This is a genomic window from Mesorhizobium sp. P2_B11 (genome assembly GCF_056404855.1).
In genome coordinates this window covers 283799-298694 of sequence record NZ_JBFUDF010000006.1, presented here as the reverse complement: position 1 = coordinate 298694, position 14896 = coordinate 283799, and the positions used below count along the sequence as shown (strand labels likewise).

General features: G+C 63.2%; 14 protein-coding genes. 9 read left to right on the top strand and 5 right to left on the bottom strand.

What is annotated here, in order from left to right:
* Window positions 1-6 precede the first annotated feature (6 nt).
* A complete protein-coding gene (locus AC1DYJ_RS20885; RefSeq protein WP_477284485.1) occupies window positions 7-1485 on the bottom strand; it encodes an MDR family MFS transporter in 1479 nt (492 codons plus the stop codon).
* A 204-nt stretch (window positions 1486-1689) separates the two neighbouring features.
* Entirely contained in the window at window positions 1690-2310 is a 621-nt protein-coding gene (locus tag AC1DYJ_RS20880) for a DUF922 domain-containing Zn-dependent protease (protein ID WP_477284483.1), read from the bottom strand.
* A 130-nt stretch (window positions 2311-2440) separates the two neighbouring features.
* Here AC1DYJ_RS20880 and folP point away from each other — a divergent pair, with 130 nt between their 5' ends.
* From folP to folK, 3 genes are read left to right on the top strand one after another with little or no spacing between them, the layout of a single operon-like run.
* Entirely contained in the window at window positions 2441-3286 is an 846-nt protein-coding gene (folP, locus tag AC1DYJ_RS20875) for a dihydropteroate synthase (protein WP_477284481.1), read from the top strand.
* A 17-nt stretch (window positions 3287-3303) separates the two neighbouring features.
* A complete protein-coding gene (gene folB / locus AC1DYJ_RS20870; RefSeq protein ID WP_112395424.1) occupies window positions 3304-3663 on the top strand; it encodes a dihydroneopterin aldolase in 360 nt (119 codons plus the stop codon).
* Window positions 3647-4159 carry a 2-amino-4-hydroxy-6-hydroxymethyldihydropteridine diphosphokinase gene (folK, locus tag AC1DYJ_RS20865; RefSeq protein WP_477284479.1) on the top strand — a complete coding sequence of 171 codons (513 nt, stop codon included), beginning with the start codon at window positions 3647-3649 and terminating at the stop codon, window positions 4157-4159. Before folB ends, folK begins: the two co-directional genes overlap by 17 nt.
* Here the strand turns inward: folK and AC1DYJ_RS20860 are convergent.
* The gene (locus AC1DYJ_RS20860) at window positions 4156-4704 is read right to left on the bottom strand and encodes a DUF924 family protein (RefSeq protein WP_477284477.1); all 549 of its coding nucleotides are present in this window, start codon (window positions 4702-4704) and stop codon (window positions 4156-4158) included. The two genes, folK and AC1DYJ_RS20860, sit on opposite strands and share 4 nt — an antisense overlap.
* Window positions 4701-6551 (bottom strand): monovalent cation:proton antiporter-2 (CPA2) family protein, encoded by a 1851-nt coding sequence (locus AC1DYJ_RS20855; protein WP_477284475.1) that lies wholly within the window; start codon window positions 6549-6551, stop codon window positions 4701-4703. Before AC1DYJ_RS20855 ends, AC1DYJ_RS20860 begins: the two co-directional genes overlap by 4 nt.
* 160 nt (window positions 6552-6711) lie before the next feature.
* Here AC1DYJ_RS20855 and AC1DYJ_RS20850 point away from each other — a divergent pair, with 160 nt between their 5' ends.
* The 3 genes from AC1DYJ_RS20850 to AC1DYJ_RS20840 all read left to right on the top strand — a co-directional run bounded on the left by AC1DYJ_RS20850 (window position 6712) and on the right by AC1DYJ_RS20840 (window position 9419).
* Complete coding sequence (locus AC1DYJ_RS20850) at window positions 6712-7701, top strand: AraC family transcriptional regulator (protein WP_477284473.1); 990 nt, start codon at window positions 6712-6714, stop codon at window positions 7699-7701.
* A gap of 60 nt (window positions 7702-7761) precedes the next feature.
* Window positions 7762-8970, top strand: a complete 1209-nt coding sequence (locus AC1DYJ_RS20845) for an MFS transporter (RefSeq protein ID WP_477284471.1) — start codon at window positions 7762-7764, stop codon at window positions 8968-8970.
* 182 nt (window positions 8971-9152) lie between these two features.
* Complete coding sequence (locus tag AC1DYJ_RS20840) at window positions 9153-9419, top strand: hypothetical protein (RefSeq protein ID WP_477284470.1); 267 nt, start codon at window positions 9153-9155, stop codon at window positions 9417-9419.
* A gap of 166 nt (window positions 9420-9585) precedes the next feature.
* Here the strand turns inward: AC1DYJ_RS20840 and AC1DYJ_RS20835 are convergent, their stop codons facing one another.
* Window positions 9586-10635: a LysR family transcriptional regulator gene (locus tag AC1DYJ_RS20835; protein WP_477284468.1), complete on the bottom strand. Its 1050-nt coding sequence runs from the start codon at window positions 10633-10635 to the stop codon at window positions 9586-9588.
* Between the two features lie 100 nt (window positions 10636-10735).
* Between AC1DYJ_RS20835 and AC1DYJ_RS20830 the strand changes: the two genes are divergently transcribed.
* The 3 genes from AC1DYJ_RS20830 to AC1DYJ_RS20820 are packed head-to-tail and all read left to right on the top strand — an operon-like array spanning window position 10736 to window position 14873.
* Window positions 10736-12250, top strand: a complete 1515-nt coding sequence (locus tag AC1DYJ_RS20830; RefSeq protein ID WP_477426228.1) for a leucyl aminopeptidase — start codon at window positions 10736-10738, stop codon at window positions 12248-12250.
* 40 nt (window positions 12251-12290) lie between these two features.
* Window positions 12291-13193, top strand: coding sequence for a proline iminopeptidase-family hydrolase (locus AC1DYJ_RS20825; protein ID WP_477284464.1), 903 nt, complete (start codon window positions 12291-12293; stop codon window positions 13191-13193).
* 18 nt (window positions 13194-13211) lie between these two features.
* On the top strand, window positions 13212-14873 hold the full coding sequence (locus AC1DYJ_RS20820) for an ABC transporter substrate-binding protein (RefSeq protein WP_477284462.1): 1662 nt from the start codon (window positions 13212-13214) through the stop codon (window positions 14871-14873).
* Window positions 14874-14896: the final 23 nt, after the last annotated feature.

Here is a 14896-nt window from a genome sequence, read left to right as displayed (position 1 = left end):
TGCGGATCACTCCACCAGAACGACTGGCGCCTCGGCCTCGTCGCGGCCGCGCAGCGACTTCTCCGGCATCAGCGCCAGCGTGATCAGCGCCAGCACGAGCGTGATGGCCGCGGCAAGGAAGATCATCATGAATGGCGTTGCCGAGACGATCTGTCCGGCAGCCGGCACGCCTTCGCCGGCAAGCGGCAAGCCGTAGCCGAGCGCGACCGCGCCGAGCATGGCGACGCCGAGCGCGCTGCCGAGCGAACGCAGAAAGGTCAGCACGCCGGTGGCGACGCCGAGATGCGCGCGGTCGACCGCGTTCTGGACCGACACGGTGGCAACCGGGAAGGTGGTGCCGCTTCCAAGTCCAATGCAGATGGTCAAGAGCTCGACCACCAGCAGCGAGGCACGGCCGGCGACCAGGCTGAGCACGCCAAGGCAGATGATGGCGAAGAGAACGCCGACCATGGCGATGCGCTTGTAGTGAAAGAAGCGCGGGATCGTGCGGCCGCTGAATGTCGCGCCGGCGACCGTGCCGAGCAGCAGGCCGAGCATGGCAAGGCCCGACTGGCTGACCGACAGGCCGATGATCGACTGCAGATAGACCGGCAGGTACACCGACAGGCCGATATTGGCGGCCTGCAGCAGGAACATCGACGCCGTGCCGGCAAGCACGATCGGGTTGCTGAGCACTTCCAATGAAATCAGCGGCTCGGCTGCCCGCATCAGCCGCAGTGCAAACGCGCCCCAGAAGACCGCCGAACACGCGAGCAGACCGAGGATCTCGCGCGAGGCCCAGGGATAGGCGCTGCCGCCCCAGTTGAGCGCCAGCAATAGCAATGCCGTCGCCACCACCAGAAGCAGAGCGCCCAGCGCGTCGATGCGGTGCCGCTTTGCGGCGACCGGCAGCTTGCGCAGCGGCTTGTTGATGATCGCCATGGCCACCAGGCCAAGCGGGATGTTGATCCAGAAGATCAGCGACCAGTGCAGATGTTCGGCAAAACCGCCGCCGAGCAACGGTCCGGCGATGCTGGCGACAGCCCAGGTTCCCGAAATCCAGGCGGCATAACGCGCCCGTTCACGTGGCGGCACCAGGTCGCCGATGACGATCTGCGCCAGGGCAAACAGGCCGCCGCCGCCGGCACCCTGGATTGCCCGGCCGATGACCAGCACGAACATGTTGGGGGCCATGGCGCTGACCAGCGATCCCGCGAGGAAGATCAGGATCGCCGCATAGACGGTCGGCCGGCGGCCATAGACGTCGGAGATCTTGCCGTAGAGCGGCGCCATGGCGGTCGCCGTCAGCAGATAGCCGGTCACGATCCACGGCAGATAGTCGGCATGGCCGAGCGAACGGCCGATGGTCGGCATGGCCGGCGCGACGATGGTCTGGTCGAGCGCCGCCAGGAGCATCGACAACAGGATGCCGGCGATGATGACGTTCTTTTCGCTCTCCGTCAGCGGCGCGGCCGCCATCACCGGCTTGTCGACAGCCTGGTCCATATCAGTTCATCCACAATGCCTGGCGAGCGATTGCGCGGCGCCAAATGGCCGCTCCGCTGTCCGCCGCCTCGATTGGTCTTGATCTCGTGTCTCGAAGCTCGCGTCGAGCGAGCCTGACATATGTCGTTCCCTATAGGCCGATTTCGACCCTTGCCCGAAAACTTTTCGTGACTGGCCTCATGCTTCGGCGACTTTGGCTTGTGATCAGCCGGGCGGAAGCTGGCCGTTCTCGACGCGCTGCATGCGGTAGCGCAGCAGCCGCAGGATGCGGCTTTCGAAGTTGACGCCCTCGACACGGTCGAAGCGCAGCTGGTCCTGGTCATGCCTGGCGAGTTCGGCCGCGGTGATCTCAGCCGCCTTGGCCTTCGCCTCGGCGCAGGTCTTTTGCGGGTAGCTGGCGTTCAGCGCGTCTTCGAGCTGACGGCCGTGATTCTTCGCGATCTCGACATGGCGCTCCTCATGGCGCTTGATGTCCGCCGACAGCGTATCCCAGAAGAGCCTGACATCGGCGTCGGCCTTGCGCGGCCTGCGCCATTGCGGAAGGATTACCTTTACCTTGACGGTGACGGCGGCCTTGGCGATGCGGCAGCTATCGGCGGTTTGCGCGTAGCTGATGCGGGTGGTGAATGCCATCTGGGTGGCGCCCGGATGCCGCATCCCGGTGCTTTTCACCTCGGGTCCATGTGTCGACAATTGTGTCTCGATGGCATCGAGCGTGCTGCCGCCGATGCCAAAATAGCTGTAGGTCTTCACCAGATTGGCAGCACCCGCCGGCAAAACGGTCAAAGCCAGCATCAGGGCGCAGAGCAGGGGTCGTTTCATCATGTTGCCTCTTCACTCACCTTGCTTTACGGCCGTTGCCGGCGCAACGGAATTGATCTTCCACCGATCACGCATCGTTGATGGATTGCAAGCGCCCGATGAGCCACATGCCAATGAGACACGTTGAAGGACAATGACGACAAGGCGATGGCAACTGGCGCATGGGCGTCATCTCGACCTTGGCGAGAAGGCCATGGTGGTCGGCATTCTCAACGTCACGCCGGACAGTTTTTCGGATGGCGGACAGTTCGTTGCGCCTGACCAGGCGGTGAGCCAGGCGCGCCGCATGGTGGAAGAGGGCGCTGCCATTATCGACATCGGCGGAGAATCGACGCGCCCCGGCGCCTCTCCCGTAACCGCTGGGGAAGAGCAGGCGCGCATCCTGCCGGTGATCGCCGCGCTCGCGGCGTCTGGTGAAGCACTGATCTCGGTCGATACCTATCGCGAGGAAACCGCGCGCCTGGCCGTTGCCGCCGGGGCGCATATCGTCAACGATGTCTGGGGCTTGCAGCGTGTATCAGGCATTGCCCGCGTCGCCGCCGAGACCGGCGCCGGGCTTGTCATCATGCATACCGGGCGCGAGCGGCAAAAACTGTCCGATGTCATCGACGACCAGTTTTTCTTCCTCAAAGCATCGCTGGAAATCGCCAAGCGCAGCGGCGTGCAGGATAGCCATATCGTGCTCGATGCCGGCTTCGGCTTCGCCAAGGAGACGGCGGAGGAAAACCTCGACCTGATGGCGCGGTTTTCCGAACTGACGGCGCTGGGCTTTCCCTTGATGGCCGGCACGTCCAGAAAACGCTTCATCGGCACCGTCACCGGCCGCGAAGCGCCCGAGCGCGGCGCCGGGACAGCGGCCACCAGCGTCATCCTCAGGCTCAAGGGCGCCGATCTGTTTCGCGTTCATGATGTCGCAATCAACGTGGACGCACTGGCCATGGCGGATGCTATGCTGGCGCGTGAAAAGCCGGGACACTGAGCCCAGGAAGCCAAGAAATGTACGTCATCCGCATGAAGAACTGCGCCTTCTTTGCCCGGCACGGCGTGCTGGACGAGGAGGAGGCGCTTGGCCAGCGTTTCTATGTCGATGCCGAGTTGACGGTCGAGCCCAGCCGCCCGCTGGAGGATGATTCCATCGAGGACACCGTCAATTACGGCATTGCCTTCACGGTGATTGAAAAGATCGTCACCGGACATCGCCGTTTCCTGATCGAGGCGCTGGCGCTCGAAGTGGCGAAGGCGCTGACGGCGCGGTTTCCGCAGATCAGGAAGGCCGAGATCACCGTGCGCAAACCGAACGCGCCGGTGCCCGGCGTGCTCGATTATGTCGAGGTGACCGTTGTCTGGCCCGAGTAACACGGTCTATCTCAGCCTTGGCGGCAATCTCGGCGATCCCGCGGCCTCGATGGCCACGGCGCTGCGCCTGCTCGACGCCGACGATGACACGCGCGTCATGGCCGTCTCATCGCTCTACCGCACGCCGCCCTGGGGAAAGCTCGACCAGCCGGATTTCTTGAATGCCGCTGCCGAAATCTCGACGGCGCTGGCGCCAAGGGCGCTGCTCGACCTCTGCCTTGAGGCCGAGCGCAAGCTGAAGCGGGTGCGCGAGGAGCGCTGGGGGCCGCGACTGATCGACATCGACATATTGGTATTCGGCGACCGCATCATCCATGAGACCGGGCTGGAAGTGCCGCATCCCAGGATGCTCGAGCGCGCCTTCGTGCTGGCGCCCCTGGCCGAGATCGCGCCGGAGCTGGCGGTTGGCGGCCGCAGCGTGAGCGAGCGGCTCAGCGGCGTCGATACGTCGGGCATAGAGCGGCTGGCGTCCGGCCGCGACTGGTGGCTAAGCTAACCTGAGAAGCCGCCGCCATCGAGAAATGCCTGTTCGTCCGCTGTCGTTTCGCGGCCAAGCATCTTGTTCCGATGCGGAAAGCGACCGAAACGCTTGATGATGAAGCGGTGCTCGATCGCGTATTTGATATACTCCGGCGCGCTGGCGGTTGTGAGCTCGACCGATCTGTCTTGATCGGTGGGCGATTCCGAATGTTCGTAGGGCAAATACAGGAATACGCGCAGGTCCTCTTCCAGCGCAAGGTCTTGGCCGGCAGCGATCGCCTTGGCGGCAAAATGCCTTGCCAGCGGATCGGTGGCATACATGTGGCCGCAGCCGCGAAAGCAGTTGCGCGGAAACTGGTCGAGCAGGATCATCAGCGCCAGCGAGCCCTCGGCATGCTCCGACCAGGCATCGCATTCGCGCCGCGCGGCCGCATAATGCAGGTCGAGGAACCGGCTGCGAAAATCCGCGTCGAAAGCGTAGTTCTTTTCGAACCAGGCGTCTTCGCCGGCCTCGCGCCAGAATTTTGTGACGGCGAGCGCGCGCTCATCCAATGCGGTCATCGGCCTTCCTCTGGCTGGGCGGGTTCGGATTTGTTCAACACACCGGCGGTTTCTTCATTCAGCGCCTGGCCAGGCCGGCGCGGCGGGGCGAGCGGCGTCGGTATAGGCGTGCCGATATTGCCCCTCAGGAAGCGTCGGCCAGCCCGTATGCCTTCCGCCAGCTGCGTCTCGAAGCGGTCATTGTCGCGGCGCCGGACATCCTCGATGACGTCGGCGACTTCTTCCGGTTCGACGCCAAGCGCTTCAAGCGCCGAGCCGCCGAAGACGAGGGCCGATTCGAAGGTTTCGCGAAGCTGGAAATCCACGCCGACGCGGATGAGCGACAGCGCGGTGCCGCGATCGTAGGCGCGCGCAAGAACCGTCAGCAGCGGGAACTCCGCCTTGATCAGTTCGGCAATGCGAACGGCAGCGTCCGCCTTGTCGACGCAGATCAGCACCGCGCGTGCGCGGCCAGCACCGGCGGCGCGCAAAATGTCGAGCCGCGTGCCGTCGCCATAATAGACCTTGAAGCCGAAATCGGCGGCCGCCTGGATCATTTCGACGTCATTGTCGATGATCGACACGTCGATGCCGCGCAACAAAAGCGGCTGGCTGGCGATCTGGCCGAAGCGGCCGAAGCCGATGACCAGAACACTGCCGGTCAGGCCTTCAGCGACGTCGACGCCTTCCAGCGACTGCTCGTCGCGCGGCGTCAGATATTTGAGCACGATGATGGCCAGCGGCGTCAGCACCATGGAGATGATGATGATCGCGGTCAGCGTGGCGTTGGCCCGGCTGTCGATGATGCCGACTGCCGCTGCCGCCGAATAGAGCACAAAGGCGAATTCGCCGCCCTGCGCCATGAACACGGCCCGCTCCAGCGCTTCGCGATGGCCGCTCTTCAGCATGCGGGCGACGAGATAGATGCCGAGCGCCTTCATCACCATGTAGGCGACGACATAGATGGCGACGAGCCGCCAGTTGTCGACCACCACATGCAGGTCGAGCGACATGCCGACGGCAAGGAAGAACAGGCCGAGCAGGACGCCGCGGAACGGTTCGATGTCGGCCTCCAGCTGGTGGCGGAAGGTCGATTCGGACAGAAGCACGCCGGCCAGGAACGCGCCCATCGCCATCGACAGGCCGGACAGCTGCATGACCAGCGCCGACCCAAGAACCACCAGAAGTGCGGCCGCCGTCATCACCTCGCGCGCCTTGGCGTCGGCCAGGATGCGGAAGAACGGATTGAGCAGATAGCGGCCCGCCACCACCAGCCCGACGATGGCGCCAAGGCCGATGCCGACCTCGGTCAGCCTTTGCTGCAGGGTCATCTCGGCACCGCCCGGCGCCAGGAAGGCGACCAGCGCCAGAAGCGGCACGATTGCCAGATCCTCGAGCAGCAGGATGGACACGATGCGCTGGCCCTTCGGGCTGGCCATCTCGCCGCGCTCTTCCAGAAGCTGCATGACGATCGCCGTCGAGGTCAGCACGAATCCCGCGCCGGCAACGAAGGACTGCGCGATCGGAAAGCCGCCCGCCAGTCCGACGAGGGTCAGAAGCACCGCGCAGACGCCGACCTGCAGCGCGCCGAGGCCGAAAATTTCGCGGCGCAGGCCCCATAGCCGCGACGGCTGCATCTCCAGCCCGATGATGAACAGGAACATGACGACGCCGAGTTCGGCGACATGCAGGATGGCCTCCGATTCGGAAAAGATGCGGATACCGAACGGGCCGATGACGACGCCGGCGGCGAGATAGCCGAGGATTGAGCCCAGGCCCATGCGCTTGAAGATCGGAACGGCGACGACGCCTGCGGCAAGCAGCGCCACCACCTGAATGAGATCGCTGCCCGATGCTTCCGCTGCCATGCCTCTTGTCCCCGTGTTCAGCAGCACTCCTTGCATGCAGTTGGAGCTAGAGGCAAGGGTGGGAAGCCTGCCATGACGGGTAGGTGCCGTTGACGCGATTCCTCCGGTGGAACAATGGTCTCCGCTTGCCTGTCGGACGCTCGGCATCTATATTTGCCAAATGCTTGACCATTCGTCCCACCCGTCTTCGCCGCCGCATATCCCGATGGATGCGCTCAGCGAAGTTCTGCAGGACTTTCGCTTGAGTGGCGTCAACTATGGCCGCTGCGAGCTCCGGCATCCGTGGAGCATAGACTTTCCGCAGCAACAGCTGCTTCGGTTTCACTTTGTCGGTCAGGGTCCATGCTGGATCCATACCGAAGCGCAAGGCTGGCAGGAGTTGCGCGATGGCGATCTGGTGCTGCTGCCGCAAGGCATCGCCCATCGCATGGCGAGCGCGCCCGACGTTGAAGTCGACTCGCTCGAGGGTTGCCAGGTGATCAAGCTGGGCGGCAACGTCTGCGAAGTGGTAAGGCAGGGAACGGGCGCGACAAGCACGCTTTTCTGCGGCTCGATGGCCCTGGGCTCCTGTGCGCTCAACCCGTTGATCACGTTGATGCCGCCTGTCATCAAGGGTTGCGACGTGGCCGGCAATGACCCGATCGTCGGCCCTTTGCTGGCAGCCATGACGGTCGAGGCCTCACAGCCGCAGATGGGCAGCGCCACGATCCTGTCGCGTATGGCGGACTTGCTGACAGCCCGGCTCATCCGCTGCTGGGTCAATTGCAATGGCGCTTCGACCACCGGTTGGCTCGCAGCCATCCGCGACCCGCATATCGGCCGCGCTCTGGCAGCCATGCATCGCGACCCCGGCCACAACTGGACGCTGGGAAGCCTCGCCGGCGTGGCAGGCCAATCGCGTTCGATTTTCGCCGAGCGCTTCAGCGCTGTCTTGGGCGAGGGTGCCGCACACTATCTCGCCCGCATGCGCATGCAGCTTGCCCGGGAACTGCTGGGCCAGAACGGCTTGTCGGTTGCCGAAGTCGCTACCCGTTTGGGCTATGATTCCGAGGCATCCTTCGCTCGCGCGTTCAAGCGCATTACCAATGTTTCGCCAGGCGTTGTGCGTCGCACAATTCCCGGACGAATAGATATGAATTTCGGATTTTAGGGTACATATCATCCGGGCGGACTCGCCTATCTAAGATCTCCAAACTTTGGAGATCCTTCCGTGACTGACACAACATTACAGCTTGAAGACACCGCGATCGGCCTTGACGCCGATGCGCCAACCGCGTGGAGCGCTGGCACCTGGTTCGCGGTCCTTTCATTGGCGGCCACCAGCTTTGCCCTGGTCTCCGCCGAATTCCTGCCGGCGGGTCTGCTGACGCCAATGGCGCGCGATCTCGCCATCAGCGAGGGAACGGCCGGACAGGTCGTCACCGCCACCGCTTCGGTCGGCGCCGTGACGGCCATGCTGAGCAATGTTCTCATCGGCCGGTTGAACCGCAAGACCGTGCTGGTTGGCCTCATGGCCCTGGCGGTCGCTTCCAATATTCTTGCAGCGCTGGCGCCCAATTTCTGGCTGCTGCTGGTAGGTCGGGCCGGGCTCGGCATTGCGCTCAGCGCTTTCTGGGCACTTTCGGTAGCGGTCGTGGCGAGGCTGGTTGGCGCCAATGCGACCGGTCGGGGCATGGCCATCGTCACCCTCGGCGTCTCGCTTGCCACGATTGCCGCGCCATCGATGGGGGCGTTGATCAGCGACTGGCTGGGATGGCGCAGCGCCATGGCCATGACAGCGGGGCTGGCCCTGGTTGCCATGCTGCTGCAGTTTCTCAGCCTGCCGACCTTGCCTGCAAGCGCAAGCAATAGCCTTGCCGATGTATTTCGGCTGACGCGGCGGCGTGGCATTCAACTCGGCATGCTGGCCATTGTTTTGCTGATGACCGGGCATTTCGCCGGCTCGGTCTATGTGCGCCCCTTCCTCGAACACGTGACGCTTCTCACAACCGGGCCAATTGCCCTGGCGCTGCTCGGGTTCGGCATTGCTGCTGTGATCGGCAATATTGCCGGTGGCCGCTTGGCCGACGCCAACATCCACATGGCGCTCGCAGTTACCGCCGCGTTGATGGCGTTTGCGGCACTCGCTTTGGTGCTTTGGGGCGCGCAAATCGGTGTCGCCTTCGGCTTTGTTACGCTGTGGGGCTTCGCCTTTGGCATGGCACCGGTGGTGCTGCCGACCAATATGTCCCGCGCGGCACCTGATGCGCTGGAAGCAGCGGGCAGTCTGATGGTCACCTCCTTCCAGGTTGCCATCACCGCCGGTGCGGTTGTCGGGGGCTATGTCGTGGACACCTATGGCGCCACGGGGCCCTTGACCCTTACCGCGGTCCTTGCCGCGGCGACGGCTGTGCTGGCGCTACTGCAGCCTCGCGGCTGAACCTTGCTCCCACTCACGCGGGCGGCCTGAATTCAGGCCGCCCGCGATGTTGCAGCCGCGTTACACAAGTTTATGCGGTGCGCGCGTTGCGTTTTGCCGCAATCGGCAGCTATGGGACGCTAGGCTTCGGCCGTTGGAAGGCAGCGACGATCAAGTTCTGCCTTTGTGAGGAGATGACTGACATGAAGAAGTTTTTGCTCGTTGGCGTGGGTGTCGCCATGCTTGCCGCATCGGCCTGCTCGAAGGCGCCTGAGTGCACGTCCGAAATGCTGACCAAGAAGGCTCAGGATGTGACGACCGCCCTGCAGGAGGCGATCACCAAGGATCCGTCCAAGGCGGCCGATCTCACCGCCAAGGTTCAGGCGGTCACCACCAAATATTCCGGCGCCACCACGGCTGCCGAGGCCTGCAAGGCTTATGACGACGTGCTTGCCGCCATCAAGGGCTGATTTTTCGTTCGGGGAATTAAAGAAGGCGGTGGCTCAAGGAGCTGCCGCCTTTTTTGCTGGCCGTCTAGAGCAATTCCAGGGAAAGTGTGTGCGGTTTTCCCGTCCGGAATTGCGTGAAAACAAAGACATAGAGCGGTTCGCCGTTTCTGTGAAACGGTGAAACGCTCTAGGGAATGGCCATCGTCCGTTTGTGATCGTCGATCTCGGCCAGCAGCCAGTCCTGGAACAGGCCGGTGCCCGGCTTGTTGCCGATGCTGCGACGCTGATGCAAATAGATGCCGGCCGGATAGGTGTGGCGGGCGCGAAACGGGGCGACCAGCTTTCCCTGCTGCAGAAGATCCTGCGCCATCATCGTGTCGGCCAGCGCTATACCGGCGCCGTTTATCGCCTCGCGCATGATCAAGGTGCAGTCATCGAGGGTCGTGCTCGATTTTGGCGTGGTGTCCAACACGCCTTCCTGTTCGAGCCATCGCTTCCATCGCATGGTCTCGCATTCATGGATCAGGTGATGATTGACCAGATCGGCGGGCGATCGCAGCGGCACCGGTCCCTCCAGCAGCGAGGGCGCGCAGACCGGCGTCAGCAACAGCGGGATCAGCAGCGTCAGCGCCGGGCCGGCCTTGTAGACGAACTCGTCGACAATCGCCAAATCGAAGTTGGCCCGCTTGCCGGACGTGGAAATCTCCAGATCGACGGTCGGATGCAGCCGGCGAAAATTTGGCAACCTGTCGGCCAGCCAAAGGTTCAGAACCGCCGGTACGCACAAGACCCTGACACGTTGGGCCTTGTTGTGGCTGGGGCCATCGGAGACGCTGACATCGTCGGTGGCGCGCCAGATAGCCTCGAACGCTTCGGAGAGGCCGCGCGCATAGTAGGAACCTCTGATCGTCGGCGTTATCTGGCGAAAGCCGCGCTCGAACAGATCCTGGCCGAGATTTCGTTCAAGCGCCCGGATGTGACGGCTCACCGCCGACGGCGTCAGGTGCAATTCCTCTGCTGCATCCTTGATGCTGCCGAGGCGTGCAGCAGCCTCGAAAGCGCGCATGCCATTCAGTGAGGGTAGCGCCATCGCCCGATCATGAATTGTCAGTTGAGTTTTTGTCAATCGACTTGGGCAAAATTGGCGTTTGATCACCTGGGCCGTTCGGGGATACCCAGAAGGTAAGAGCGACCAAGTCGCCATCAGAAAACGATTATTTGGGGCCTCCGGCACCATTCCACCAACGGCAGACCGGCCTGATCGGTTTCCACCGCTGGCGGGCGAAGCTTTGCGCAAGCTGCGCTGAGGCCGGAGCAAAATGGGAGAATGACTGCTTATGCCTCAATCGCCAGTGCCGGTCTTTGAAGCGGTCGACGAGATTTCGGCGGAAGCCTCTGTCGTCGTGATCCTGCAAACCGCCCAGGCAGGCTTTGGCCCCCGGGCGGCGGCACTGGATGCTGAATTGAGCGGGATTTTGTCTCGCGCCTGCTCCGATGCGGACGCTCTGGCCGAGATCGGCACCTGCATCGATGTGATCGCGCCGCAGGCAGTGTCGACCCGGCGCGTCATCGTCCTCGCCCTGGGCAAGGCAGAGACCGTGAGTGCGCGGTCTCTGGCGCGTGCCGGGGGTCTGCTTGCCGCGCATCTTGAGGGCAAGAGCGAGTGTGCCGCTACCTTGCTCCTGGACCCGATCGCCGGCGTCGATCTGCCAGGCGCGGAAATTCTGGCGCGCGTCGCGCTCGGCATGCGGCTCCGGCGCTATCGTTTCGACATGCGCAACCAACGGCAGGGAGCCGGCGCGGACCGAACCCTGCGGGTGCAACTGGTCGGCGCAAGCGGCGCGGAACTCGCCCCGGCGCTGGCGCGGATCAACGCCATCGCCGACGGCGTCGAATATGCGCGCACGCTGGTCAACCTGCCGCCGAACCATCTTCATCCCGACAATTTCCACGATCATCTGGAGCCGCTGCGCGAAGCCGGTATCGACGTCGAGATCCTCGATACGGCTAAGCTGAAAGAGCTCGGCATGAATGCCATCCTGGCCGTCGGGTCAGGGTCAGTGCGGCCGCCACGCGTTGCCGTGCTGCGCTACCGCGGCAAGGGGGCTCCCGCACAGCCGATGGCTTTCGTCGGCAAGGGCGTCTGCTTCGATTCCGGCGGCCTCTGCATCAAGCGCGGCGAGCAGATGTTCGACATGAAGGCCGATATGGGTGGCGCGGCCGCCGTGGTCGGGCTGCTGATCGCGCTGGCCCGGCAAGGCAGCCCGGTGCATGCCATCGGCGTTCTGGGCATTGCAGAAAACATGCCATCCGGCACCGCGCTCAAACCGCGCGACATCATCACCACGGCCTCTGGCCAGACGGTAGAAGTGTTCGACACGGACGCGGAAGGGCGGCTGATCCTGGCCGACTGCCTTTACTATGCGGCTTCGCGCTTCAATCCCTCGGTGATCGTCGATCTGGCGACGCTGACCTATTCGGTGATGCGCGGCCTGGGATCGATATTCGCCGGCCTGTTCAGCACCGACAATGCCATCGCGACGCAGATGATCGCGGCCGGAGAAACGGTCGGCGAGCGGTTCTGGCAGCTGCCGCTCGACCGGGCTTACGATGAGGGGCTGCAGTCGCCATTCGCCGACATAAGGCACCACGCCAAGGACATGGAAGACGGCGACGCGCCCTATGCGGCGGCGTTCCTGCGCCACTTCACGCAGGATCGGCCCTGGGTGCATCTCGACATAGCCGGCAAGGAAATGGCCGACAAGGATCAGCCGCTCGGCCGGGAAGGCGCGACGGCGTTCGGCGTGCAGATGCTGGAAGAATGGGTGCAAACCAGCCGCAAGGTGAACTAGGCCCAACAACGAGATGCCTTCAAACATGCAAGGAGCCGGGATGTCGTCTGAGATCAGTGGTAGGCAGGGGCGGGCCGCCTTCGGCAGCTACGAAACCTGGTATCGAATCTCCGGCGACCTCGATGCCGACAAGGCCCCGGTGGTGATCCTGCATGGCGGGCCGGGCGCCGCGCACAATTATGTCGATGCCTACAAGCTTCTTGCCCGACGCGGCCGCGCCGTCATCCACTACGACCAATTGGGCTGCGGCAACTCCACCTTGCTGCCAGAAAAAGGCGCCGACTTCTGGACGCCCGGGCTTTTCATCGACGAGCTTGAAAACCTCGTCGACCGTCTCGGCATTCGCGACGGCTTCCATGTCCTCGGCCAGAGCTGGGGCGGCATGCTGGGCGCCGAATATGGGGTGATCCGGCCGAAAGGCCTGAAGTCGCTGACCATCGCCAATTCGCCGGCTTCGATGAAGCTGTGGGTCGAGGAAGCCAACCGGCTGCGCGCCGACCTGTCTGTAGATGTGCAGGAGACGCTGACCCGCCATGAGCAGGCCGGCACGACGGACGATCCGGCCTATCAGGAAGCGACGATGCGGTTCTACGAACGGCATGTCTGCCGCGTGCCGTTCCCGCCCGAAGTGACCGAAACTTTCGCCCAGATCGCGCGCAATCCGACCGTCTATCATGTGATGAACGGGCCGAACGAGTTTCACGTCATCGGAACACTGAAGGACTGGAGCATCATCGACCGACTGCCGGCCATCGATGTTCCGACGCTGATCATTTCCGGCCGCTACGACGAGGCGACGCCCGCGACGGTGCAGCCCTTCAAGGACGGCATCAAGGGATCGCACTGGGAGATATTCGAGCATTCCAGCCACATGCCGCATGTCGAGGAGCAAGAGGCGTGCATGCGGCTGGTGGGTGACTTCCTAGACGACAACGATAACTGAGAAAAAGGGGAATAACACATGAAGAAACTGCTTTTGGCGGCGTCAGCCGCAGCCTTGCTGGCCGGCACATGGCTGGCCCCGGCGCAGGCCGAATATCTTAGGGAACACCGAGGTGGCACCATCCGCCTTTTGGCCCGCTCGGCGGCCGGAACGCTCGATCCGCACATCAACTACACTGACCAGGGCTGGCAGATGTACCAGCCGATCTATGACGGCCTGGTTGCCTTCCGCAAGGCCGAAGGCATGGACGGCTTCACCGTCGTGCCCGATCTGGCCGAGGCGCTGCCTGAGGTTACCAATGACGGCAAGACCTTCACCTTCAAGCTGCGCAAGGGCATCAAGTTCTCCGACGGCCAGGATCTCGGCGTGAAGGACGTCGTCGCCTCTTTCCAGCGCATCTTCAAGATTTCCGGACCGACCTCCGGCACCTTCTATGCCGGCATTGTCGGGGCCGACAAATGCCTGGCCGACGCCAAGAGCTGCACGCTCGAGGGTGGTGTAGTCGGCGACGAAGCCGCCGGCACGATCACCATCAATCTCACCAAGCCCGACGCGGAGATCTTCTACAAGCTTGCCTTGCCGCATGCCGTTGTGTTGCCGGCGAACACGCCCGCCGAAGACATGGGCTCCAAGCCCATCCCCAGCACCGGCGCCTACATGATTTCCGCTTTCGACCCCAACAAGGGCATGACGGTGTCGCGCAATCCGAACTTCAAGCAGTGGAGCGAGGAAGCCCAGCCCGACGGTTACCCGGATGTCGTACAATATGATTTCGGCCTGTCCGAGGAGGCGGCCGTCTCCGCAATCCAGAATGGTGAAGCGGACTGGATGTTCGACGCACTGCCGAGCGATCGCCTCGGCGAACTCGGCAGCAAGTTCATGGACCAGCTGCACATCTCGCCGCTTTCGGCCTGGTGGTACGCACCGCTGAACAACCGACTGGCTCCCTTCGACAACGAGAAAGCGCGCCAGGCTGTTGCCTATGCAGTCGACCGCAATACGCTGGTCAAGCTGTTCGGCGGCAAGGTGCTGGCCTCGCCGGTCTGCCAGGTTCTGCCGCCGGATTTCCCCGGTCATGAGGACTATTGCCCCTTCACCAAGAACCCCGGCGCCAAATGGTCGGCGCCCGATCTCGACAAGGCAAAGCAGTTGGTCGAGGAATCCGGCACCAAGGGCCAGAAGGTGACCATCATCGCCGAGGACACCGCCATCTCACGCTCCATCGGCGTCTATCTGCAGAGCGTGTTGACCAGCATCGGCTATGTCGCGGACGTCAAGCCGATCTCGTCCAACATCCAGTTCACCTACATCCAGAACACCAACAACAAAGTGCAGATGTCCATCACCCAGTGGTACAAGGACTATCCTGCGGCTTCGGACTTCCTGAACATCCTGTTCTCCTGCGCTTCCTTCCGTGAAGGGTCGGATGCCTCGATCAACATCGCCGGCTTCTGCGACAAGGATATCGACGCCAAGATGCAGAAGGCGCTCGACCTCGGCGTGACCGATCAGACAGCCGCCGACAAGATGTGGGCCGAAATCGACAAGCAGATCACCGACAAGGCGCCGGCCGTCGGCCTGTTCACGCCGAAGCGGCTTGACTTCGTCAGCAAACGGGTTGGCAATTTCAAGTTCAACCGGCAGTTCAACTGGATGATCACCCAATCCTGGGTGCAGTAATGGCCTGGGTGCAGTAACGAACT